General features: G+C 69.2%; 20 protein-coding genes. 9 read left to right on the top strand and 11 right to left on the bottom strand.

Features of this window, described 5'->3' with window-relative positions:
- Positions 1 to 38 precede the first annotated feature (38 nt).
- Positions 39 to 671, bottom strand: coding sequence for a TetR/AcrR family transcriptional regulator (locus OG300_RS21025; protein WP_405484082.1), 633 nt, complete (start codon positions 669 to 671; stop codon positions 39 to 41).
- Positions 672 to 764: 93 nt separating this feature from the next.
- Between OG300_RS21025 and OG300_RS21020 the strand changes: the two genes are divergently transcribed.
- Together OG300_RS21020 and OG300_RS21015 are read left to right on the top strand one after the other, a co-directional pair.
- The gene (locus tag OG300_RS21020; RefSeq protein WP_405484080.1) at positions 765 to 1,430 is read left to right on the top strand and encodes a hemerythrin domain-containing protein; all 666 of its coding nucleotides are present in this window, start codon (positions 765 to 767) and stop codon (positions 1,428 to 1,430) included.
- Entirely contained in the window at positions 1,427 to 2,887 is a 1,461-nt protein-coding gene (locus OG300_RS21015) for an MDR family MFS transporter (protein ID WP_405484078.1), read from the top strand. Before OG300_RS21020 ends, OG300_RS21015 begins: the two co-directional genes overlap by 4 nt.
- Positions 2,888 to 2,940: 53 nt before the next feature.
- Here OG300_RS21015 and OG300_RS21010 read toward each other — a convergent pair whose 3' ends face one another.
- Positions 2,941 to 3,834, bottom strand: coding sequence for a cutinase family protein (locus OG300_RS21010; RefSeq protein ID WP_405484076.1), 894 nt, complete (start codon positions 3,832 to 3,834; stop codon positions 2,941 to 2,943).
- Between the two features lie 746 nt (positions 3,835 to 4,580).
- On the bottom strand, positions 4,581 to 5,312 hold the full coding sequence (locus tag OG300_RS21005; protein ID WP_405484074.1) for a hypothetical protein: 732 nt from the start codon (positions 5,310 to 5,312) through the stop codon (positions 4,581 to 4,583).
- 204 nt (positions 5,313 to 5,516) lie between these two features.
- Here OG300_RS21005 and OG300_RS21000 point away from each other — a divergent pair, with 204 nt between their 5' ends.
- The 5 genes from OG300_RS21000 to OG300_RS20980 all read left to right on the top strand — a co-directional run bounded on the left by OG300_RS21000 (position 5,517) and on the right by OG300_RS20980 (position 11,062).
- Positions 5,517 to 7,016, top strand: a complete 1,500-nt coding sequence (locus OG300_RS21000; protein ID WP_405484070.1) for an alpha/beta fold hydrolase — start codon at positions 5,517 to 5,519, stop codon at positions 7,014 to 7,016.
- 16 nt (positions 7,017 to 7,032) lie between these two features.
- Complete coding sequence (locus OG300_RS20995; RefSeq protein WP_405484068.1) at positions 7,033 to 7,749, top strand: response regulator transcription factor; 717 nt, start codon at positions 7,033 to 7,035, stop codon at positions 7,747 to 7,749.
- Between the two features lie 31 nt (positions 7,750 to 7,780).
- On the top strand, positions 7,781 to 9,106 hold the full coding sequence (locus OG300_RS20990; RefSeq protein ID WP_405484066.1) for an ATP-binding protein: 1,326 nt from the start codon (positions 7,781 to 7,783) through the stop codon (positions 9,104 to 9,106).
- 96 nt (positions 9,107 to 9,202) lie between these two features.
- Positions 9,203 to 10,645 (top strand): NADP-dependent phosphogluconate dehydrogenase, encoded by a 1,443-nt coding sequence (gndA, locus tag OG300_RS20985; protein WP_405484064.1) that lies wholly within the window; start codon positions 9,203 to 9,205, stop codon positions 10,643 to 10,645.
- Positions 10,646 to 10,726: 81 nt separating this feature from the next.
- Positions 10,727 to 11,062, top strand: a complete 336-nt coding sequence (locus OG300_RS20980) for a hypothetical protein (RefSeq protein ID WP_405484062.1) — start codon at positions 10,727 to 10,729, stop codon at positions 11,060 to 11,062.
- A gap of 91 nt (positions 11,063 to 11,153) precedes the next feature.
- Here the strand turns inward: OG300_RS20980 and OG300_RS20975 are convergent, their stop codons facing one another.
- The 5 genes from OG300_RS20975 to OG300_RS20955 all read right to left on the bottom strand — a co-directional run bounded on the left by OG300_RS20975 (position 11,154) and on the right by OG300_RS20955 (position 14,686).
- The gene (locus OG300_RS20975) at positions 11,154 to 11,903 is read right to left on the bottom strand and encodes a vancomycin high temperature exclusion protein (protein WP_405484060.1); all 750 of its coding nucleotides are present in this window, start codon (positions 11,901 to 11,903) and stop codon (positions 11,154 to 11,156) included.
- 45 nt (positions 11,904 to 11,948) lie between these two features.
- Complete coding sequence (locus OG300_RS20970) at positions 11,949 to 12,593, bottom strand: TetR/AcrR family transcriptional regulator (protein WP_405484058.1); 645 nt, start codon at positions 12,591 to 12,593, stop codon at positions 11,949 to 11,951.
- 135 nt (positions 12,594 to 12,728) lie between these two features.
- Positions 12,729 to 12,902 (bottom strand): hypothetical protein, encoded by a 174-nt coding sequence (locus OG300_RS20965; RefSeq protein ID WP_405484056.1) that lies wholly within the window; start codon positions 12,900 to 12,902, stop codon positions 12,729 to 12,731.
- Positions 12,903 to 13,042: 140 nt separating this feature from the next.
- On the bottom strand, positions 13,043 to 13,558 hold the full coding sequence (locus tag OG300_RS20960) for a gamma carbonic anhydrase family protein (protein WP_405484054.1): 516 nt from the start codon (positions 13,556 to 13,558) through the stop codon (positions 13,043 to 13,045).
- Between the two features lie 102 nt (positions 13,559 to 13,660).
- Positions 13,661 to 14,686 (bottom strand): GlxA family transcriptional regulator, encoded by a 1,026-nt coding sequence (locus tag OG300_RS20955; protein WP_405484052.1) that lies wholly within the window; start codon positions 14,684 to 14,686, stop codon positions 13,661 to 13,663.
- Positions 14,687 to 14,757: 71 nt separating this feature from the next.
- Here OG300_RS20955 and OG300_RS20950 point away from each other — a divergent pair, with 71 nt between their 5' ends.
- The gene (locus OG300_RS20950) at positions 14,758 to 15,552 is read left to right on the top strand and encodes an MBL fold metallo-hydrolase (RefSeq protein ID WP_405484050.1); all 795 of its coding nucleotides are present in this window, start codon (positions 14,758 to 14,760) and stop codon (positions 15,550 to 15,552) included.
- A gap of 234 nt (positions 15,553 to 15,786) precedes the next feature.
- The gene (ald, locus tag OG300_RS20945) at positions 15,787 to 16,896 is read left to right on the top strand and encodes an alanine dehydrogenase (protein WP_405484048.1); all 1,110 of its coding nucleotides are present in this window, start codon (positions 15,787 to 15,789) and stop codon (positions 16,894 to 16,896) included.
- An 88-nt stretch (positions 16,897 to 16,984) separates the two neighbouring features.
- Here the strand turns inward: ald and sigJ are convergent, their stop codons facing one another.
- The 3 genes from sigJ to OG300_RS20930 all read right to left on the bottom strand — a co-directional run bounded on the left by sigJ (position 16,985) and on the right by OG300_RS20930 (position 20,103).
- Entirely contained in the window at positions 16,985 to 17,947 is a 963-nt protein-coding gene (gene sigJ, locus OG300_RS20940; RefSeq protein WP_405484046.1) for an RNA polymerase sigma factor SigJ, read from the bottom strand.
- A gap of 141 nt (positions 17,948 to 18,088) precedes the next feature.
- Entirely contained in the window at positions 18,089 to 19,051 is a 963-nt protein-coding gene (locus OG300_RS20935) for a cobalamin biosynthesis protein (protein WP_405484044.1), read from the bottom strand.
- Positions 19,052 to 19,194: 143 nt separating this feature from the next.
- Positions 19,195 to 20,103: an SURF1 family protein gene (locus tag OG300_RS20930; protein ID WP_405498619.1), complete on the bottom strand. Its 909-nt coding sequence runs from the start codon at positions 20,101 to 20,103 to the stop codon at positions 19,195 to 19,197.
- Positions 20,104 to 20,116: the final 13 nt, after the last annotated feature.

The following is a 20,116-nucleotide window of genomic DNA, read 5'->3' as shown; positions in this document are numbered from 1 at the left end:
ATCGACCCTAATGCCGGGACAGAGTTCGAGCCTGGGAATTATCCGCGCGGCGCGGTCGGCTCCCGGTGCGCTCCCAGCACGGTGGCAGCCATCCCGGCGATCACCGGGACGACCTCGAGCAGGTCGCCGTCCGGTCCGGCCATGGTGTCGAAGGTTTCGAAGCTGGTGAGCGCCAGCAGGATCCGCAGCTGCCCATCGAGATCCGCCGGCGCCGGGTTACCGTCGGAGAAGGGGGCCGACAGCACCGCCAGGCCTTCGCGGCGACGCTCGTCGCGGGCACTGATCACCGCGTGGACGTCGACGTCGAGTGCGGCCAGCGCGCGCAGTCGCCGCATGGCGGCCCGGTCGGCGGCCCAGAAGCGGGCGAAGCAGGCGATGAATTCGCTGAGCGCGCCCAGCGGTTCGGGATCGGTGAACGCTTTGACCAGTTCCGACAGGCCGCCGACCGCGGCGAGATCGTCGCAGACCGCTTCCAGCAGGCCGGTTTTCGACCCGAACTGGTAGTAGACGGTGGCGCGGGCCACGTCCGCGCGCTTGGCGACCGCGTCCAGGGTGAATCCGGTGTAGCCCTCGGCCTCACCCAGGATCGCCCGGGCAGCGTCGAGTACCTGCCTGCGACTCTGTTCGATCTGGGCGGAACGCTTTCCCAGGTTGTATTGGCGGGGGCTCATGGCCTTGACAGTACCCTGCCGAACTGATTCATTCATACAGACAGTACGACTAAATCAAATGGCACCCGCTCGACACCTCTCCACGAGAACGGCATGACCGTGAACAACCACAGACCCACCACGACCATCGACTTCTTCGGCATGTATCTCGCTCACGACGCCTGTATGCGCGACCTGATCCGCCTCGGCACCGCCATCGACGAGGGCCGCCTCGCCACCCCGGCGGTGCGGATCGGCTGGGAGACCTTCCGGCGTCAACTCGACCGGCACCACACCACCGAGGACGTCGCGCTGTGGCCCCTGGTCCGCACCGCCACCGACGACCCGGCCGACCTGACGATCCTCGCCGAGATGGAGGACGAACACGACGGCCTCGAAAAGCTGCTGGCCGAAGTGGAATCCGGGCTCGCGCGCGGCGGCGACCCCCGATTGCGCTCCGCCGTGGACGAATTGGCCGCCGCGCTGGACACCCACTTCACCCATGAGGAGCAGCAGGCCCTGCCGCTCATCGACCGCACCGTAGGCGGCCCGGGGTGGGCGGCGTTCGGCGAGGAGATGCGGCGGCGCAACGGGTTGCGCGCGGTCACCGAATATCTGCCGTGGGCGCTCGACGCCGCGGAGTCCGGCGCGCGGGACAAGATGCTCGGCTTCCTGCCCGGCCCGATCCGCGCCCTGTACCGCTATGTCCTCGAACCCCGCTACGCGCGTCCGCGGCGTGGCTGGCAGTCGCCGGGTGAGCGTGGGGGACAGGGCAAATGACGCAGACGACGAAGGCCCCGGCCGGATTCGACCCCGCCCTGCGCAATCTGGTGATCGTGGTGGTGCTCGGCGCGATCATGACCATCCTCGACACCACGATCACCAGCGTCGCCGTGAACACGCTCGGGTCCGAGTTCCACACCTCGCTCACCGCGGTGCAGTGGGTGCTGACCGGATACACCCTGGCGCTGTCGGCCAGCATTCCGCTGTCGGGCTGGGCAGTGGTGCGGTTCGGGCCGAAGACCATGTGGCTGGTCTCGCTGCTGCTGTTCATCACCGGATCGGTGCTGTGCGGTCTGGCCTGGAACATCGGCTCGCTCATCGTGTTCCGGCTGGTGCAGGGTTTCGGCGCGGGGATGATCCTGCCGATCGGGCAGACCATGCTGGCGCGGGCGGCCGGACCCGCCCGGATGGGTCGCGTGATGAGCGCGGTCGCGGTGCCCGCCATGCTCGCCCCGGTGCTCGGCCCGACGGTGGGCGGGCTGATCCTCGCGCACCTGTCGTGGCGGTGGATGTTCTTCATCAACGTGCCGCTGTGCGCCATCGCGGTGATCGCCGCCGTCCGGCTGCTGCCGGGCGATCCGGCTCGCGACCGCGGCGCCAAGCTGGACATCGTCGGATCGCTGTTGCTGTCACCGGGTTTGGGCGCGCTGGTCTACGGCGCGTCGGAGGCCGGGGGCGGCACCAGTCCGACCGATATCCGTGTTCTCGGAGCGCTGTCGGCGGGCGTGGTGCTGGTCGGCTGCTATGTCGTGCACGCCCTGCGTCGGGGTGGCGCGGCGCTGGTGGACGTGCGGCTGCTGCGGAATCGGAACTTCGCCGCGGTCAACGTGATGATGTTCCTCTACATCGGTGCGCTCTCGGGGCTGACGGCATTGCTGCCGTTGAGCTTTCAGACCGTCCACGGGGACACACCGCTGCGTTCCGGGGCCCTGGTCGCGTCGCTCGGTGTGGGCGCGATCGTGACGACGGTGATCACCGGCAGGCTCAGCGACACCTACTCGCCGCGACTGTTCATCCTCACGGGGTTGCCGGTGGCGCTGCTCGGAATCGTCGGCCTCACCCGGGTCGAGCCGGGCAGCGGCGATCTGCTGATCGTGGTGCTGCTGTTCGTGATCGGGCTCGGGCACGGCATGGTCATGCCCGCCGCGATGGGCGTGGGCTACCGCACCCTGCGGCACTCCGAGATCCCCTCGGCCACCACCGCTACCAATGTCGGCATTCGCGCGGGCAGCTCGTTCGGTGTCGCGGCGCTGCTGGTACTGGTGCAACGCGATATCGAACATCGGGTTCCCGGCGTCGACGCGTTCAGCCGCGCGCCACGCGCCGACGGGGTGAGCGAGGCCCTGGCGCACTCGTTCACCCACACCTACTGGTGGGCACTCGCGATCGGGGTCGCCGCGTTGCTGTCGGCGCTGATGCTGCCGTCACGAGCGCGACTCGACAGCGGCGGGTGAAACGACGGTGCGGGCGACACCGCAGTGTCGCCCGCACCGAAAACAACTGACTGTCAGGGGTTTTCGTCGGCGGCGTCGGCCAGCCAGTTGTGCAGCCACGCGGTGGCGGTCGCACCGTTGTGATCGACCACGTAGCGGGGGTAGGACTGGTGGACACCGGAGGTGAGGAACTGCTGGACCTGCCGCACCCACTGCTCACCGGCGGGATCGTCGGAGGGGGCGGACAGGATGGCGGTGCTACCCGGTCCCAGGGCCTCGGCCAGGATCGACTGCAGGGTGAAGGCGTAGTTCGGGATCTGCAGCGGATCCGGGGCCGAGAGCTGGGTGGCGAAGCCCGCGAACCGTCCGGCGAGATCGTCGTTGGGGACCGAGCAGTACAGATCGCCTGCGGCGCAGAAGGTGCGGACCTTCGGGCTCAGCCAGCCGAAGCCGCCCACCCGGGCGCCGCCCGCGCCCGCACCGGGCACCGCAGGACCCACCAGGGCGTCGGTGGCGGAGCGACGCGGGTCCGACAGCAGCCCGACCGCGACCACCTTGTCGGGCGAGACGACACCGAGCCCGGTGCCGATCTCGGCGGCCAGATCACCGGCCGCGTCCGCACCCTGGCTGTAGCCGAGGAGGGCGTAATGTGTTGCGCCGCAACGGGATGCCATCTTGGAGATCATGTCTCGGGCCGTGTTGACGGCCTCGCGTTTGGAACGCCCGTACACCTCTCCCTCCCAGGGGAGCGCGGTGGCGGCGTAGCTGACGTAGTCGGTGCGCACCTTGCCCGGTAGGCCGCGGGTGACCTGTGCCAGCATGCCCTGCTGGGGGTCGTCGCGGGAGGTCTCCCAGGTGCCGGGGACGGCCACCACATTCAGGCTCGGGCAGTCGCTCGGCGCCGCGGTGGCGGCCGGTAGCCCGGTGGCGGTCAGGATCGCGGCGGCGGTGGCCACGGCGGCGATCACACCTGAGGCTGCTCTGACGGATCGCACTGTTCGAAAGGACAAGGTCCACACCCCTTGTTCGGAACGCTCGGACGGCTTCTCTACAAACAGGGTTCTACACACTGATGCGCGCCGACCCCGCGATGCCATCGAGCAGACGGCGAGGTACTGCCCCGGTGTGAGGCGGCGCGCCTTGCCGAAGATACCAAAGGAACTGGATGGTTTGGTTCCGGATTGCCGGAAAATCGCCAGAATCGTATCGCGTGCTTGTCCTAGGCGTATGACCAGGTTTGGGTGGATCGCTGGCACGTCGCCGAACAGCCGTCGGGGACCTGGACGAGTGCGGGAATAAGGGAAGCCCCGGGGACTAGCCTGCCCCGGGGCCTCGAGGTGCCGCCGAATTGCGTTGTGCCGACACGTTTAAGGACGGAATCAGTTTGAAGTTAACGCGGCGCTCTACGATTGAGCTACGGCCCATTGGTGGCTGAGCCGGCGGGAGTTGAACCCGCAACCTCCACGCTGACAATCCGTTCTCTCGATTCGGCACACGGCGGCGAATGCTGAAGCTGGAGCGATAATGTGAGTTTGAGTGGGTGGCGGCGCCTCTACCGTTGGGCTACCCCACCAGGGAGTGGTGGGGGAAGGATTCGAACCTCCACTGGACCGCTGAACCCGTCACACAGAACTTCGGTTTCAGCTTGCGCTCCTTGCGCGACACCGACATTAGCCGGTGCCGGTCGCGCGGGCCAAGCGAATAATCCGCGCACTCAGCCGAACAGATAGCCGAAGACGTTCTCGCCCAGCTTGCGCTGGGTGATCTCGGCGTTGTTGGCCTCCTCGCGCGCGAACTTCACCGCCTGCTGAAGTTTCTCGACCCGGTCGGTGAGCTCGTTGACCCGCTTGGCGGGCAGCGCGCCGGAGAACTTGATGGTGCGCCAGTAACCGACCACCACATCCTCGTGATACACCTCGACCTGCGCCGGATGCTTCTCCGTCGCTTCGGCTTTCACGTGGTTGCGCGGAATCTTCTTGGTGCGCACCGTCTGCACCGGCTCGGTGGCGTAGCAGTCCGCCGAGGAGTCGTACTCCCAGGACTCCGAGGCGTCGAGCACCGGCAGCTTGCGCACGAAGGTGTGCAGATCCACCAGCTGTTTCTCCAGGAACAGCAGGTAGGTGACGGGCGCGCCCTCGATCAGGGTGCGGCCGTCGACCACCACGTCGGCGGTGGCCGCGCAGTTCGCCCAATCCTTGGTGGCGACGACGTCGAACAGTTTGGTCAGGATGTCGGCCGTGGCCGCGAGCACCTCATCGGACTTCACCTGCACGCGCGTCGACTCGGGCGGCAGCTGCTCACCCTCCTCGTCCTTGGGACGGTAGGTGCGCGAAATCCCGCTCAGCAGCGGATTCTTGCCCAGCTTGTGATGGGCCTCGGTGAGGTCGGAGAAGGTACGGGACTTGATCCCTTTCTCGACGGCGACAATCTGATTCAAACGTGTCATGACGGGCACTGTATCGGCGATCATGCGCGCTCGCCCAGCGGTTTTCGGCTGGCCGGGCGTTTTCCGTTGGACCGGAACATGATTCGAAGCGATCGCGGATTCTTACACGCCTTTGTCATCGGTTTGCGTTCGGCCTCACACCGCTGCCACAGGATCTTCCACAACAGCCCGGACACACCGGGTGAGCAGGTGAGGGAGAGTCGGATGCGCAGTGGAATGTGGTCGGCAGTCGGCGCGCTGGCGGCGGTGGCGGTGGTCGGCGGCGTGGTGACGGGCTGCGGTTCGGATACGCCGCCGCGGTCCACCGGCTACTCGTGGTGCCCGACCGTCGAGGGGCATCAGGTGGAATGCGGTGTGGTGCAACGGCCTCTGGTGGAAGGCAAGCCCGCGCTGGGCACCGTGGACGTCGGATACGCCCTGATCAAGAACGGCAGTGGGCAGCCCGCGGCCGGAACGATCCTGCCCAACCCCGGTGGGCCGGGCGTGCCGATGATCGGGCACGCCGCCGACGCCGCCAAGGTCTCGGCCGAAATGCTGCCCGACTACAACGTGCTGTTGATCGATCCGCGCGGCACCGGCGTCTCCAGTCCGCTGAATTGCGGTGTGACAGAGGATGCCTACCAGCTGGGCACGCGTGAACAGCAGCGTGACGCCATCGGCCGGTGCGCACAGCAGCTGGGGGACAAGGCCGCCGGCTACACCTCCGCGGCCACCGTCGACGACTTCGACGCCGTGCGGGCGAAACTCGGCATCGACAAGGTGGTGCCGTACGGCATCTCCTACGGCACCTACCTGATGCCCATCTACGCCCAGCGGCATCCCGACCATGTCCAGTCGATGGTGCTGACGGGCGCTTACCCGCACGACCACGACCCCTTGCAGCGGCCCAATGCCGAAGCGGTATCGCTTGCCCTGCAACACATCTGCGAGCGCAGCAAAGCCTGCGACGGCACCACCGCGGTCGACGACCTGCGCACCGTGGCCGCACGACTGCGGGATCAGCCGTTGCCGGTGCAGGCCAAGGCTCCGGTGCTGCTGACCGAGGCCAAGCTGGCCGGCCTGGTGTTCGAGGCCGCCACGAGCAATGTGGGCGCGGACCCCACCGCCATGACCCCGCTCGGAATGCTGCCCGCCGCACTGCATTCCGCCGTGCGCGGTGACGATGCCGGACTCATCGAGTTCACGCGGCTGACCACCGATGAACCCGGCTACGAGAACATCAGCCTGTACGTCACCGTCGCCTGCAACGACTATCCGCCGCTGTGGTCGCCGGATGCCGCTCCGGCACAGCGTGAACAGCAGTACCGGGATCGAATCGCCCAGGCGGCCGGGCAGTTCGGCGCGTTCAGCGCGGAGGGCTTCACCGCCGCCCAGCGCGACGGCGGCGACGCCTGCGTGCAGTGGACCGGCATCCCCGGCCATCAGCGCCCCGATCAGGTGACCACCCCGCTACCGGAGGTGCCGGTGCTGGTGCTCTCCGGTGACCTGGACGCCATCACCCCCGACGCCAACGGCAAGCGGGTCGCCGCGAAGTTCGCGCACTCCACCTTCCTGTCGGTGCCCAACACCGGGCACGTCCCGGACCTCGAGCCCAGCGGCTGTGTGGTCGGAATCGTGAACACCTTCGTGCGCACCGGGGCCGCGGGCGACACCACCTGCACGGCGCACATCCCGCCGATCGCTGTGGCCCCGGTCACCAAGTGACAGGGCAGGATTCGTGATGTCAGCTATTACCGAGCAGACTGACCCGGTGACCCCGGCAGCGACCGTTCTCGTGGTGGAAGACGACCCCAATGTGCGCAGCACGCTCGATCAGCTGCTGCGCTTCGAGGGCTACCGGGTGCTGCTGGCCGGTGACGGCCAGGAGGCCCTGGACCTGCTGGCGGGCGAACGCCCCGATCTGGCGGTGGTGGACGTGGTGATGCCCCGGCTGGACGGCCTCTCGCTGTGCCGGGCGCTGCGCCGCCGCGGCGACCGGCTGCCCGTCCTGGTGCTCACCGCTCGGCATCAGGTCGGTGACCGGGTCGCGGGCCTCGACGCCGGCGCGGACGACTACCTGGTGAAACCCTTCGACACCGAGGAACTCCTCGCGCGACTGCGGGCCCTGCTGCGCCGCAGCGCGCCCGAGGAACCCGCGCTGCTGACCATCGCCGACCTCACCCTCGATCCCGCCGCCCGCGAGGTCCGCCGCGGCGACCGGCTGCTGGAACTCACCCGGATGGAATTCGACGTCCTGGAACTGCTACTTCGCAATGAGCGCGTGGTCCTCACCAGAAGCCGCATCTACGAACACATCTGGGGCTTCGACTTCGACACCGAATCCCGCTCCCTCGACGTCTACATCGGCTATCTCCGCCGCAAGACCGAGGAGGGCGGGCTGCCCCGGCTGATCCACACCGTGCGCAATGTCGGCTACACCGTGCGGGCGGGGTCGTGAGCATCCGGGAACCCGGGCGGGGAGCGGTCTGATGCGGGCACGGCTGACGCTGGTGGCGGTGCTCGCGGCGGTGCTGGCCATCGCGGTGGCGGTGGTGACGGCTTACCGCAGTGTGTCGCCGCTGATCGCGGACGAGGTGGACCGGGGGCTGGCGGATCGGGCCGACACGGTGGTGGCGTTGCTCGAGGCTGGGGCGACGCTGCCGCAGCGGGCCGATATGACCGAGCAGCTGCTGGCACCGGACGGGACGGTGCGTCCGCTCACCGCGGGACGGGAACCGTTGCCGGTCAACGATTCCGACCTCGCGGTCGCCCGTGGCACGCAGACCCGCAGCGAGACCGAGGTGACGATCGGGGACCGGTCCTACGGGGTGCTGACCAAGGCGCGGCCCGGCGGGGGAGCGGTGATGGTGGGGCAGAATTACGCCGAGGTCGAGCGGGTCGATCGCGAATTCCTCTGGCGCACAGTGTCGATCACAGGTGTGGCGGTGATCGTGACGGCGTTGATCAGCTGGCTGGCCGTCGGGCGGATCCTGCGGCCCATGCGGCGGCTCGCGCACGCGACCCAGCGGATCACCACCACCCACGACCTCTCGACCGTGCTGCCGGACGCCGGACGCGACGAGATCGGCGATCTGACAAGGGATTTCAACGCCATGCTGGCGGCGCTGCGGCTCTCGCGCGCCCAGCAGCAGCGGCTGGTGCAGGACGCCGGGCACGATCTGCGCACCCCGCTCACCTCGGTGCGCGGCAGCGCGGAACTGTTGCAGCGGGCGCGTGGCCGACTCGATCCGGCCGATGAGACCCAGGTGCTGACCACCCTGGTCCAGGAGGCCAAGGCCCTCGATGCCCTCGTCGGCGAACTCGTGGATCTGGCCACCGACCGGCACACCGATGAACCCGCGGTCGCCGTCGACCTCGCCGTCCTGGTCGAGGAATCCGCCCAGCGCGCCCGCCGCCGCAGCGGACGCAGCGTCACCGTCGAACTCGCGGACCCGGCCACCGTGACCGGGCGGCCGCAGGCGCTGGCCCGCTGCATCGACAACCTGCTCGACAATGCCGCCAAATTCAGTCCGCCCGACACCGGCATCGACATTCACCTGCGCGGCGCGCGCCTGACCGTGCTCGATCGCGGGCCCGGCATCGACGCCGCCGACCAGCGGGCCGTGTTCGACCGCTTCTACCGCGCCGACCGCACCCGCTCCACACCCGGCTCCGGGCTGGGCCTGGCCATCGTGCACGACATCGTCACCGCGCACTCCGGCAGCGTGTTCGCGGCCGGGCGGGCCGGGGGCGGGGCCGAGGTGGGTTTCGATTTGTCCGGCGCTGCCCACAGCGGCGCGGAGGCCGTGGGGTAGAAAAGGGTATGGCGTCGTGGAGCGTCCGGGATGCCGCCGCCGGAGGTTGATTTTCGTGCGGCCCCTACACCTGTCGAACGGAGAGAGGCTGTATTCATGGCGACCTCTGAAGCGCGCGCCCAGATCGGCGTTACCGGCCTGGCTGTCATGGGCAGCAACATCGCCCGCAACTTCGCACGGCACGGATACACCGTCGCCCTGCACAATCGCAGCATCGCCAAGACCGATGCGCTGCTCGCCGAGCACAGCGGCGACGGTGACTTCATCCGCACCGAGACCGTCGAGGAATTCGTCGCCGCGCTGGAGAAGCCGCGCCGCGTGCTGATCATGGTGAAGGCGGGCGATCCGACCGACGCCGTGATCGAGGAGCTCGCCGCGGCCATGGAGCCCGGCGACATCATCATCGACGGCGGCAACGCCCTCTACACCGACACCATCCGCCGCGAGGCCGCGATGGCCGCGCGGGGACTGAACTTCGTCGGCGCGGGCATCTCCGGCGGCGAAGAGGGCGCGCTCAACGGCCCCGCCATCATGCCCGGCGGACCCAAGGAGTCCTACGAGTCCCTGGGCCCGATGCTGGAATCCATTGCGGCACAGGTGGACGGCACCCCGTGCTGCACCCACATCGGCCCCGACGGCTCCGGCCACTTCGTCAAGATGGTGCACAACGGCATCGAGTACGCCGACATGCAGCTCATCGGCGAGGCCTACAACCTGTTCCGCGACGCGCTCGGCTTCGACGCCAAGCAGATCGCGGACGTGTTCACCGACTGGAACTCCGGCGAGCTGGAGAGCTACCTGGTGGAGATCACCGCCGAGGTGCTCAACCAGGTCGACGCCAAGACCGGCAAGCCCCTCGTCGATGTGATCGTGGACGCCGCCGAGCAGAAGGGCACCGGCCGCTGGACGGTCAAGTCCGCGCTCGATCTCGGCATCCCCGTCACCGGTATCGCCGAGGCCGTGTTCGCCCGCGCGCTGTCCGGCTCGCGCACCCAGCGGGCCGCCGCCAAGGGCCTGGCCGCCGGCGTGCTCGGCGAAAAGCCCACGGACGTCGCGGAATTCACCGAGGCCATCCGACAGGCGCTGTACGCCTCCAAGATCGTCGCCTACGCGCAGGGCTTCGACCAGATCGCCGCGGGCAGCGTGGAGTACAACTGGGATCTGCACCCCGGCGACCTGGCCACCATCTGGCGCGGCGGCTGCATCATCCGGGCGCGGTTCCTCAACCGCATCAAGGATGCCTACGACGCCGACCCGGCGCTGCCGAGCCTGATCCTGGCCCCCTACTTCCGCGAGGCCATCGAGAAGGCCATCGACAGCTGGCGGCGCGTGGTCGTGGTCGCCACCCAGCTCGGAATTCCGGTGCCCGCCTTCGCTTCCTCGCTGTCCTACTACGACGCCCTGCGCGCCGAGCGGCTCCCGGCCGCCCTCACCCAGGGGCAGCGCGACTTCTTCGGCGCGCACACCTACGAGCGCATCGACGCCGAGGGCAAGTACCACACGCTGTGGAGCGGCGACCGCAGCGAGGTTCCCGCGTAGGGAATTGATCTTCGCCCTTTCGGGTGAAGTCGGAAACGACAGCGGGGCCGGTGCGAATTCGCACCGGCCCCGCTTGTTCTTATGCGTCTCCGGAACCTTTTCGTATTCATCCCGGAATTGCGGGAATTCGATGGTGTTCCGCAATTCCGCTCCGGCACAGTGGTTTCGGCCTACCACATCCCGATCGAAGCGCCGACTGTGAAAGTGCTGGGTATCGCCATGGAGTCGGCACAGAGTAGGTCTTCCGGGCTCGCCGCGGGGCTTGTGCGGCAGTACTTTTCAAAGCGGCTTCAACAGTTCGTTCTTCGAAAGGGTTTCATCATGGGTTTGATCCTCGGTCTCTTCGGCCTCCTGACCGGTAGTGCTCTGATCGCCGGTGGCACTGCTGCCGCCGCGGCGTTCGCAGGAAACGTCTGATCCAGGATTTCTGAGATCGAACGACCCGACCCGACATCGGGTCGTTCGAAAGCCCCCGCCCCCGACAGGGCGGGGGCTTTCCCGTTCCCGGCTACTGCTTCGGATCGGCGGCCATGGCGTCGCGCACCGAGGTCTCCTGCTTGCCGAGGAACGTCGGATCCGGGCGCAGCAGTAGCGAATACACGGCCTTGGTGTCGGCCAGCTGATCACGCAGCCAGATCTTGCGGTAGATGGCGCTGTGCGGCTGGTTCGCGTCGCCGACCGCGGTGGCGTCGATACCGACCCCGCGGCACAGCGCGATGGTGCGCGGCACGCTGAAATCCTGGGTGACGGCGATGGCCGATCGGACCCCGAAGATATCGTGGGCGCGGACACAGGATTCGTAGGTGCTGAAGCCCGCGTAGTCCAGCGCGATCTTGGCCGCCGGAACCCCTTGCGCCACCAGGTAATCGCGCATGGCGGTGGGCTCGTCGTAGCTGGCGCGGCCGTTGTCACCGGTGACCAGGATGGCCTTCACCTTGCCGGACTCCAGCAGCTTGCGGCCGAGGTCGAGGCGGGCCGCCAGATAGGGCGATGGCTTACCGCCCGCCTTGACCTCCGCGCCGAAGACGATGGCGACATCGGCGGCGGGCACGGTGTCGGCGGTGTAGGCGAACTCGCTGGTGCTGAAGCGAACCCACAGGATCGAACCGACCCCTACCAGCAGGGCCGCCACCACCGCCCCGGCCAGCATCTTGACGATTCGGCGCGGGGGGAACCAGGCGGCGGCGCGGGCGCGCACCGGGCGCAATGCGGTGCGCGCGGTGTCACCGACGGTGCGCAGGGTGTCGCGGTAGTGCATGCCGGTCAGTCTGCCCGAACCCGGTCGCTTGCCCGAAACGGTTTTTCAGTGGGGGTCGCGGACCGGCTGCACGCCGATCATGGGAAGTACGGTGCGGCGGGCGAAGGCGCGGGCCGCCGTCTCGTCGGTGAGCGGGATCAGGCCGTCGGGGGTGAGCACCAGCGACTGACCCAGGCGGGCCAGCACCTCCGCCACCAGGTCGGCGTCGAAGTCGGGGATATCGACGGATTCCTGTAGGGCGCGCAGCTTTTCGGCGAGATAGCCGCGACCGACCGCGAGCACCGGCCCGGCTTCGGTGGTGAGCCGGGGCAGGATCACGTCGGGTTCGGTGCGCAGGAGTCGTTGCAGCAGTTTGTTGTTGGCCAGCTGGGTGATGAAGGCGACGAAGACCTCGACCAGTACGTCCGCGCCCGGATCGCCGTTGCGGGTGGCGGCCTGCACCCGCTCGTCGATCGCGGCGACGAACAGCTGCGCCTCGCGCACACCGACCGCCTCGACGAGCTCGTTCTTGGATTCGAAGCGCCGATACAGGGTGGCCGGGCTGATACCGGCTCGCCGCGCGATCTCGCCCATGCTGGTTCGCTTGATCCCGAAGTCCAGGAACGCGGAAAGCGCGCTCTCCAAGAGCTGTTCGCCTTCGGCCCTGGGCTTTTCCAGGATGCGTTGCAGAATGGTGGGCACGGACGGCATCGAGTCTCCAGTCGATCGAGTGGGCGACCGCGACATTGCGGCGAGCGGCCACTGCGCAGGCGGGATCCCCGCATGCGCACAGCGGTGGAGCGCATTATCGCACCGGCGGTTCCGTGCCACCGACGGCGCGTCTGGTCAGTGGACGTTGAGTGCGGCCATTTCGTGCTCTATCGCGTTGGCCGCGAAATCGATGCCATTGGAACGTAGTTCGTGAACGCGGCGCTGTAGCGCCTCGATGCCCCCCGGCTGCGCGGCGATGTCGGCCACGCTGATCCGCCGTCGGTGCATACCGTCGTGCTCGTACGGCACCGTTGAAACCTCCTGCTAGCCCCGAGCGCGCACCCGGCGAGCGGCGGCAAGCCCGGGCCGCCGGGAACGCTTCGGACGATGCTAACAGCGACCTTTATGGTCGCTTGTTCAGTGTGGGACTTCTCACACACCCTGTACAGTCACGCCTCTTGACCCTGTCGGTGCAGCGCCATGTTGTGCAGGTACACAGCGGCATTGAGGCGAATCCGATCCAGCTCGGCCTCGCCCAGCTCACGCCGCACCTTGCCCGGCACACCCGCCACCAGCGAACCCGGCGGAATCTGCGCCCCCTCCGGAATCAGCGCGTTCGCGGCGATCAGACTGCCCGCCCCGATCACCGCCCCGTTCAACACGGTGGCCCCCATCCCCACCAGCACATCGTCGCCGACCGTGCAGCCGTGCAGAATCGCGTTGTGCCCCACCGAAACCCCGGCGCCGACCGTGCACGGGAACCCCGGATCGGCATGCAGCACACAGCCGTCCTGGATATTGCTGCGCTCCCCGACCGTGATCGCGTCCATATCGCCGCGCAGCACCGCCGAATACCACACGCTCACTTCGGCTTCCAACCGTACGCGCCCGATCACCGTCGCATTGGGCGCGATCCACGCGCTCTCGTCGACCTCCGGCGCAAACTCACCCAGCTGAATCCTCATACCCAGAACCTAGCCCCACCCACTCCGCCGTCAAGATCAAGGAGCTCGCACGGCGAGATTCTGTCCGATTCGGCGCGGTGCGAGCTCCTCGAACCGGGGAGGTCAGGCGGCCGGGTGGCGGAACAGCATCCGGTGGGCGGCGGGGGAGGTGCCCAGCAGGCGATGGAAGTGGTGGCGCAGGTTGACGGCGGTGCCCAGGCCGGTGTCGGCGGCGATGCGGTCCATGGTGTCGTCGGTGGATTCCAGCAGCAGGCGGGCGTGGTCCACCCGCTGGTGCAGCAGCCACTGCTGTGGGCTGGAGCCGGTGCGGTCGCGGAAGCGGCGGGTGAAGGTACGCCGCGACATGAGGGCGGTGCGCGCCCAGGTGTCGAGATCGAGGGGGTCGTCGAGATGTGTTCTGGCCCAGACCATCGCCTGCTCCAGAGGGTCGTTGTCGAGGGCCTCGGGGACCGCGACGGGGATGTACTGGGCCTGCGAGCCGCTGCGGTGCGGGGCCAGCACCAGGCGGCGGGCCAGCTCGGTGGCGGCGCGGCTGCCGTGATCCTTGCGCACCAGATGCAGGCAGCAGTCGAGCGCGGCGGCCACACCCGCCGAGGTGATGACATCGCCGTCGTCGGACCACAGGGTGTCGGCGCGCACCCGCACCGCCGGATGCGCGCGGGCCAGCTCGGCGGCCGCCGACCAGTGCGTGGTGACCTCGCGGCCGTCGGCCAGGCCACTCGCCGCGATCGCCCACGCGCCCAGGCACAGGCCCACGATCCGCGCACCATCGGCGTGCGCCCGGCGCAGCGCTGCCCGAACCGGTTCGGGCAGCGGCATATCCCGCTCCCAGCTGGGAACGACGACCGTGTCCGCGCCGTCGAGGGCCTCCAGGCCGGCGGGCACGACGATATCGAATCCCGCTGGCGTGGACAGGGTTCCGGGCCGCTCGGCGCAGATCACCACCCGGTACGGCGAGGCCTCGGCGCCACCCGCCCCGATCCGACCGAACACCAGGCTCGGGACCGACAGGTGAAAGGGGCTGATGCCCGGGAAGGCCAGCACGGCCACCGTGTGCCTGCGCGGCGTGCGCGCCGCCGGTGCCGGACCGAGCGTGCCGGATCGGGACTTCGAGACGATATCGGGCATGGCCCGATCTTAGCGCTGGACGGCCTTCGGGCCACTGGGCACGGAATACGCGGTGTAGCAGACTCATTCGCATGACGAACACGATCGACACCGCAGCTGTCGCGCAGACCACCACCGTCGAGATCCTGCACATCGGCGGACCCACCCTCCGCTTCGCCTACGGCAACCTGACCTGGCTGACCGATCCCACGTTCGACGAGCCCGGCGACTACCCCGGCCCCATCACCCTCTACAAGCTGACCGGACCCGCCGTCTCGGCCGCCGAGGTCGGACCGGTCGACGTGGTGCTGCTGTCGCACGATCAGCACGCCGACAACCTCGACACCTCGGGGCGCGCGTTCCTGTCCACCGTCGAGCACGTGCTCTCGACACCGGGTGCGGCCGAGCGCATCGAAGGCGTTCGGGGACTGGCGAACTGGGAGTCGACCCGGATCGGCGAGGTGACCGTCACCGGCGTGCCCGCCCTGCACGGACCCGAGGGCGCCGAGGAGTTCTCGGGCATCGTGACCGGGTTCGTGCTGCAGGCCGAGGGGCTGCCCACCGTGTACGTCTCCGGCGACAATGCCGCCGTCGATCGGGTGCAGCGCATCGTCGACCACTTCGGGCGCATCGACCTGGCCATCCTGAACGTGGGCGCGGCCAACGTCGGGCGGTTCGGGGACGCCGACGTGACCCTCAACGGCCGCACCGCGGTCGACGCGTCGATCGCACTCGGTGACGCGGTGATCGTGCCGGTGCACGGCGAGGGGTGGGCGCACTTCTCCGAGCACCTGGACTACCTGACCCACAACTTCACCATCGCGGGCCGCGCGGACCGGCTGGTCGTGCCCGTACCGGGTGAGACGCTGACCGTTGCCGCCGGGTAGCCGGTCGGCCGGGCCGGTTCGGAAGTCCAGTGGCCCATGCGGTCCGGGGTCCGGGCCGAGTGGCTGGATCGACGCGACGATCGGCTCTTCGATAGGCGGGTGATGCTCCAGCGAGCGTCACCCGCCTCGCTCGGTGGTGTGGGTCGCCGGATCGTTCACTGTGGGATTGCTCGAATCGAATTCGGGTCGTGGCGCTCCCGGCGGCCGGGCGGCTCACGGTCCACGATGGGCGGTATGAGAATCGGTGTGCCGCGGGAGGTCAAGGAGCAGGAGTACCGGGTCGCGCTGACCCCGGCGGGCGCGGGGGAGCTGACCCGCGACGGTCACGACGTCACGGTCGAGAAGGACGCGGGGGTCGGGTCGGGGTTCTCCGACGCGGACTACGTGGCGGCCGGGGCGCGCATCGCGGGTACCGCCGACGAGGTCTGGGGTTCGGCCGAACTGGTGTTGAAGGTGAAAGAGCCCATCGCCGAGGAGTATTCGCGGATGCGGGCGGGGCAGGTGCTGTTCACTTTCCTGCACCTGGCGGCCTCACGCGACTGCACCGACGCCATCCTGGGTTCGGGAGTCACCGCCATCGCGTACGAGACGGTGCGCGCCGCCGACGGATCGCTGCCGCTGCTCGCGCCCATGAGCGAGGTCGCGGGCAAGCTCGGCAGCCAGGTGGGCGCGTACCACCTGATGTCCCCGCAGGGCGGGGAGGGACTGCTGCTGGGCGGGGTGCCCGGGGTGCGGCCCGCCGACGTGGCGGTGCTCGGCGGCGGAGTGGCGGGCAGCAACGCGGCGGCGGTCGCGGTGGGCATGGGGGCGCGAGTCACGGTGCTGGACACCAATATCGCGCGGCTGCGGGATCTCGACGAGCGGTTCGGCGGACGCGTCATCACCATCGGATCCAATGCGGCCGAGGTCGAGAACGCGGTGCTGGCGGCGGATCTGGTGATCGGCTCGGTGCTGGTGCCGGGTGCGCGCGCCCCGAAGCTGGTGACCGACGCGCTGGTGGCGGGCATGCGGCCGGGGTCGGTGCTGGTCGACATCGCCATCGACCAGGGCGGGTGCTTCCAGAGCTCACGACCCACCACGCACTCGAATCCGACGTTCCCCGTGGCGAATTCGCTGTTCTACTGTGTGGCGAACATGCCGGGCGCGGTGCCGCACACCTCGACGGTGGCGCTCACGAATGTGACGCTGCCGTACGCGCGGGCGATCGCCCGGGCGGGCTGGCCCGCCGCCTGCGCGGCGGATCCCGGTCTGGCACAGGGGCTCACCGCGGATGCCGGGCGGCTCTACTCGGCCGAGGTGGCCGCGGCACACGGGATGCGGCCGGCCGCTCGCGTCGCCTCCTGAACGATCGTCGAGCCGGAATCCGGCTCGGCCACAACGACCTCGGGCCCGCGACCGGTGAATCCGGTTGCGGGCCCGGGCTGTTCGCTGATCAGTCCGCGTCGGGCTCGGTAACGCCGAGCAGCCAGTCCGGTGTGGCATCCACGGGCAGGTCGTGCAGCTTGTCCGGGTTGCGGACCACATCGATATGGGTGATGCGGCCGTCGTCGATGGTGAACGAGAACACGCCGACGTGGGTCCCGTCGAACACCACCAGGCCCGGGCGGCCGGTGACCATGACCAGTCGCGCCCAGCCGCCGCCGAATTTCGTGGCGTGCCGCAGGAATCCGAGCAGCGTCTTGGCGATGGTGTCCGCGCCGTGCAGCGGATGCAGGAACGCCTGCACCTTGCCGCCGCCGTCGGAAGTGAAGGTGGCGTCGGCGTCCAGCATGCCGAGCAGGGCGCTGAGATCCCCGGAACGCCAGGCCACCACGAAGGCCGAGACCACCTTCTCGTGTTCGCCCGGACTGGCCGGGAAGCGCGGGGTGCCGTCCTCGACGTGCTTGCGGGCCCGAGAAGCCAACTGGCGCACCGCCGCCGGGGTGCGGCCCACCACCTCGGCCACCTCCGGGCCGGTCATGCCGAACACGTCTTGAAGGACGAAGGCGGTGCGTTCGGCGGGGGACAGGGATTCCAGGACCACCAGCAGGGCGGTGGTGACGCGCTCGTCCTGGGTGACGCGATCGGCCGGATCGTCCCAGTTGGTGATCTGGGGTTCCGGAAGCCATTCGCCCACATACTCTTCGCGGCGGACCCGGGCCGAACCCAGATGGTCGAGGGCGAGCCGCCCGGTGACGGTGGTCAGCCAGGCGCGCAGATTCTCGATCTCCGCCCCCTCGGGGCTGGTCTCGTAGTACCGCTGCAACCGCAGCCACGCTTCCTGCACCACGTCGTCGGCGTCGCTGAGGCTACCGAGCGTGCTGTAGGCCACCCGCCGCAGATACCCGCGATGTTCCTCGAATTCGCGCGCCAACTCCGCCGTGTCCGGCCCCTGCCGCCCTGCGTCACCACTCATCGCACCCAACCTCCACTCCTGGTCGCCCCGTGGGCAAGCCGACTACAGAGTCGACGAGACAGAGCCTAGGAGTGTGACACTACGGCGATTGATCCGGGCAAATTGGACATGGTGTCGGCCTGGTTCGGGGCCGAGGAGCTGTCACCGTGCGTGTCCGCCCGAGTTCGCGGTGCGGGACAGGGCGAATGCGGCGGCCGCGACGGCGGCGGCGAGTTGAACGGCTTCGGAGAGCCGGACGGCTCGGCGCAGATCCGGGACGCGGGGCGTGGGGCCGTCGCCGAGGGTCGGCCGCATCTCGACACCGTGGCGGTATTCGGTGCGGCCGCCGAGGGTGACGCCCAGCGCGCCCGCCATCGAGGCTTCCGCCACACCGGCATTGGGGCTCGGATGCTTCGCCGCGTCACGCCGCCAGGCCCGCCACGCCGCCGCCGGTCGGCCGCCGATCACCGGGGCGAGCGCGGTGGTCAGCAGTCCACTGACCCGGGCGGGGATCAGATTCGCCAGGTCATCGGTGCGGGCGGCGGCCCAGCCGAATCGGTGGTATCGCTCGTTGCGGTAGCCGACCATCGCGTCGAGGGTGTTCACCGCGCGATAGGCGAGCACCCCGGGCGCACCCGCGACCGCGCCCCAGAACAGGGGCGCGACAGTCGCATCCGAGGTGTTCTCGGCAATGGATTCCAGGGCCGCCCGCGCCAGCCCGTCCGCGTCGAGCAACTCCGGATCCCGCCCGCACAGTGATGGCAGCAATGCCCGCGCGCCCTCGAGATCCCCCGACTCCAGCAGGTTCGCCATCTCCCGCCCGGTCTTCGCCAGCGTGGTTCCGCCGAGCGCCGTCCAGGTCGCCAGCGCCGTCACCAGCACCCCGCCGACCGACCTCGCCCCGGCCGCGCGAACCCCGGCCTGCGCGAGCGCGGTCACCCCACCCACCAGCACGATCTCGTGCACGACTCCCGCTGCCCGCTGGTCCCGGTAGCCGACCTGTTCGAGTCGCATTGCCGCCGTGCCGAACCCGGCCACCGGATGTCCACGCCGCGGATCCCCCAGCACCCGATCCAGCGCAAACCCCAGCAGCAACCCACTCGCAGCAACAACCCCGGTACGCACCCGGCGAGACTACCGAGCCTCCTGCATCCGCCCCGCGCGGCTCCCGGCCCAGCCCACCGGACCCACGACCATGATCAAGGAGCTCCCACCGTCGTGAACCGGACAAAAATTCACGGTGAGAGCTCCTTGATCATGAAAGGGGGTCAGCGGCGGCTGCCGCCGTAGCGGTCGGCCAGGCGGGCCTCGTTGGTCGGGCGTGCCGGGGCGGCAGGGGGTTCCGGGTCGGGGGTGGCGGATGTGGTTGTGGCCGGGACCGGTTCGGGCTTGGGGGTCGGGACCGTTTGGGCCGCTTCGGCTTTCTCGCGGCGGCGGGCGCGGATCTCGGCCCAGACGAAATAGCCGAGGCCGAGTGGGGCCATCACGCCGAAGGCCAGCCATTGCAGGCCGTAGGAGAGGTACGGGCCCGCGTCGAGTTGGGGGAGCGGGTCGGGGGTGAAGGCGCCGGGCTGGCCCTCGTCCAGTTGCAGGTAGCCGCCGCGGCCTGCGGTGGGGATGCCGGTCAGGGGGGTCGCCATGACGGCCGATTCCTGTTCGGTGTCGGTCGAATACACCTGGCGGTAGCCGTCTTCGGTGACCGGCGGACGGTTCTCGACGATGCCCTCGGAGGCGCGGACGCGGGCCGCCAACTGCTGGGTGCCGGTGGGCGGGGCGGCGACGACGGGCGGGTGGACGCCGCCGTTCGCGGCCGCGATCTGCCCGCGATCGACCAGCAGGGTGCGGCCGTCGCCGAGCCGGAACCCGGCGAGCACGGTGTAGGCGGGCTGACCGTCGAGATGCCGCAACCGCACCAGCACCGTCGAATTCGGCAGGTACTCACCGGAAGCCGTGACCCGCCGCCACTCGGTGTCCTTGCCGTTGCCGCCGAGCATGCTGGTGATGTCGACCGGTGCGGAATGCACCGAATCGGCGATGCGCTGATTACGTGCCGACGTCGAGGTGTTCTTGCCCAGCTGCCAGGGCGCGAGCACGGTGAAACACAGGTACGCGAACCCGGCCACCACCACCGCGAGGATCACCCAGCTGGGCCGCAGCAGGAACGTGAAGCGCCGCAGCACCGACAGTTTC

This window comes from Nocardia sp. NBC_00511, from assembly GCF_045161165.1.
In the GTDB taxonomy this organism is placed as follows: domain Bacteria; phylum Actinomycetota; class Actinomycetes; order Mycobacteriales; family Mycobacteriaceae; genus Nocardia.
Note: the sequence above shows the minus strand (reverse complement) of the source record. Positions and strands in the feature narration are given on the sequence as shown.

Coding starts and splice junctions, on each gene's coding strand:
- OG300_RS21025 (WP_405484082.1), bottom strand. CDS start 671: ATGAGCCCCCGCCAATACAACCTGGGAAAGCGTTCCGCCCAGATCGAA.
- OG300_RS21000 (WP_405484070.1), top strand. CDS start 5,517: ATGCGCAGTGGAATGTGGTCGGCAGTCGGCGCGCTGGCGGCGGTGGCG.
- OG300_RS20975 (WP_405484060.1), bottom strand. CDS start 11,903: ATGCACTACCGCGACACCCTGCGCACCGTCGGTGACACCGCGCGCACC.
- sigJ (WP_405484046.1), bottom strand. CDS start 17,947: ATGAGTGGTGACGCAGGGCGGCAGGGGCCGGACACGGCGGAGTTGGCG.
- OG300_RS21020 (WP_405484080.1), top strand. CDS start 765: ATGACCGTGAACAACCACAGACCCACCACGACCATCGACTTCTTCGGC.
- OG300_RS20970 (WP_405484058.1), bottom strand. CDS start 12,593: ATGCCGTCCGTGCCCACCATTCTGCAACGCATCCTGGAAAAGCCCAGG.
- OG300_RS20950 (WP_405484050.1), top strand. CDS start 14,758: ATGACGAACACGATCGACACCGCAGCTGTCGCGCAGACCACCACCGTC.
- OG300_RS21015 (WP_405484078.1), top strand. CDS start 1,427: ATGACGCAGACGACGAAGGCCCCGGCCGGATTCGACCCCGCCCTGCGC.
- OG300_RS20960 (WP_405484054.1), bottom strand. CDS start 13,558: ATGAGGATTCAGCTGGGTGAGTTTGCGCCGGAGGTCGACGAGAGCGCG.
- OG300_RS20980 (WP_405484062.1), top strand. CDS start 10,727: ATGCGTCTCCGGAACCTTTTCGTATTCATCCCGGAATTGCGGGAATTC.
- ald (WP_405484048.1), top strand. CDS start 15,787: ATGAGAATCGGTGTGCCGCGGGAGGTCAAGGAGCAGGAGTACCGGGTC.
- OG300_RS20990 (WP_405484066.1), top strand. CDS start 7,781: ATGCGGGCACGGCTGACGCTGGTGGCGGTGCTCGCGGCGGTGCTGGCC.
- gndA (WP_405484064.1), top strand. CDS start 9,203: ATGGCGACCTCTGAAGCGCGCGCCCAGATCGGCGTTACCGGCCTGGCT.
- OG300_RS20955 (WP_405484052.1), bottom strand. CDS start 14,686: ATGCCCGATATCGTCTCGAAGTCCCGATCCGGCACGCTCGGTCCGGCA.
- OG300_RS21005 (WP_405484074.1), bottom strand. CDS start 5,312: ATGACACGTTTGAATCAGATTGTCGCCGTCGAGAAAGGGATCAAGTCC.
- OG300_RS20995 (WP_405484068.1), top strand. CDS start 7,033: ATGTCAGCTATTACCGAGCAGACTGACCCGGTGACCCCGGCAGCGACC.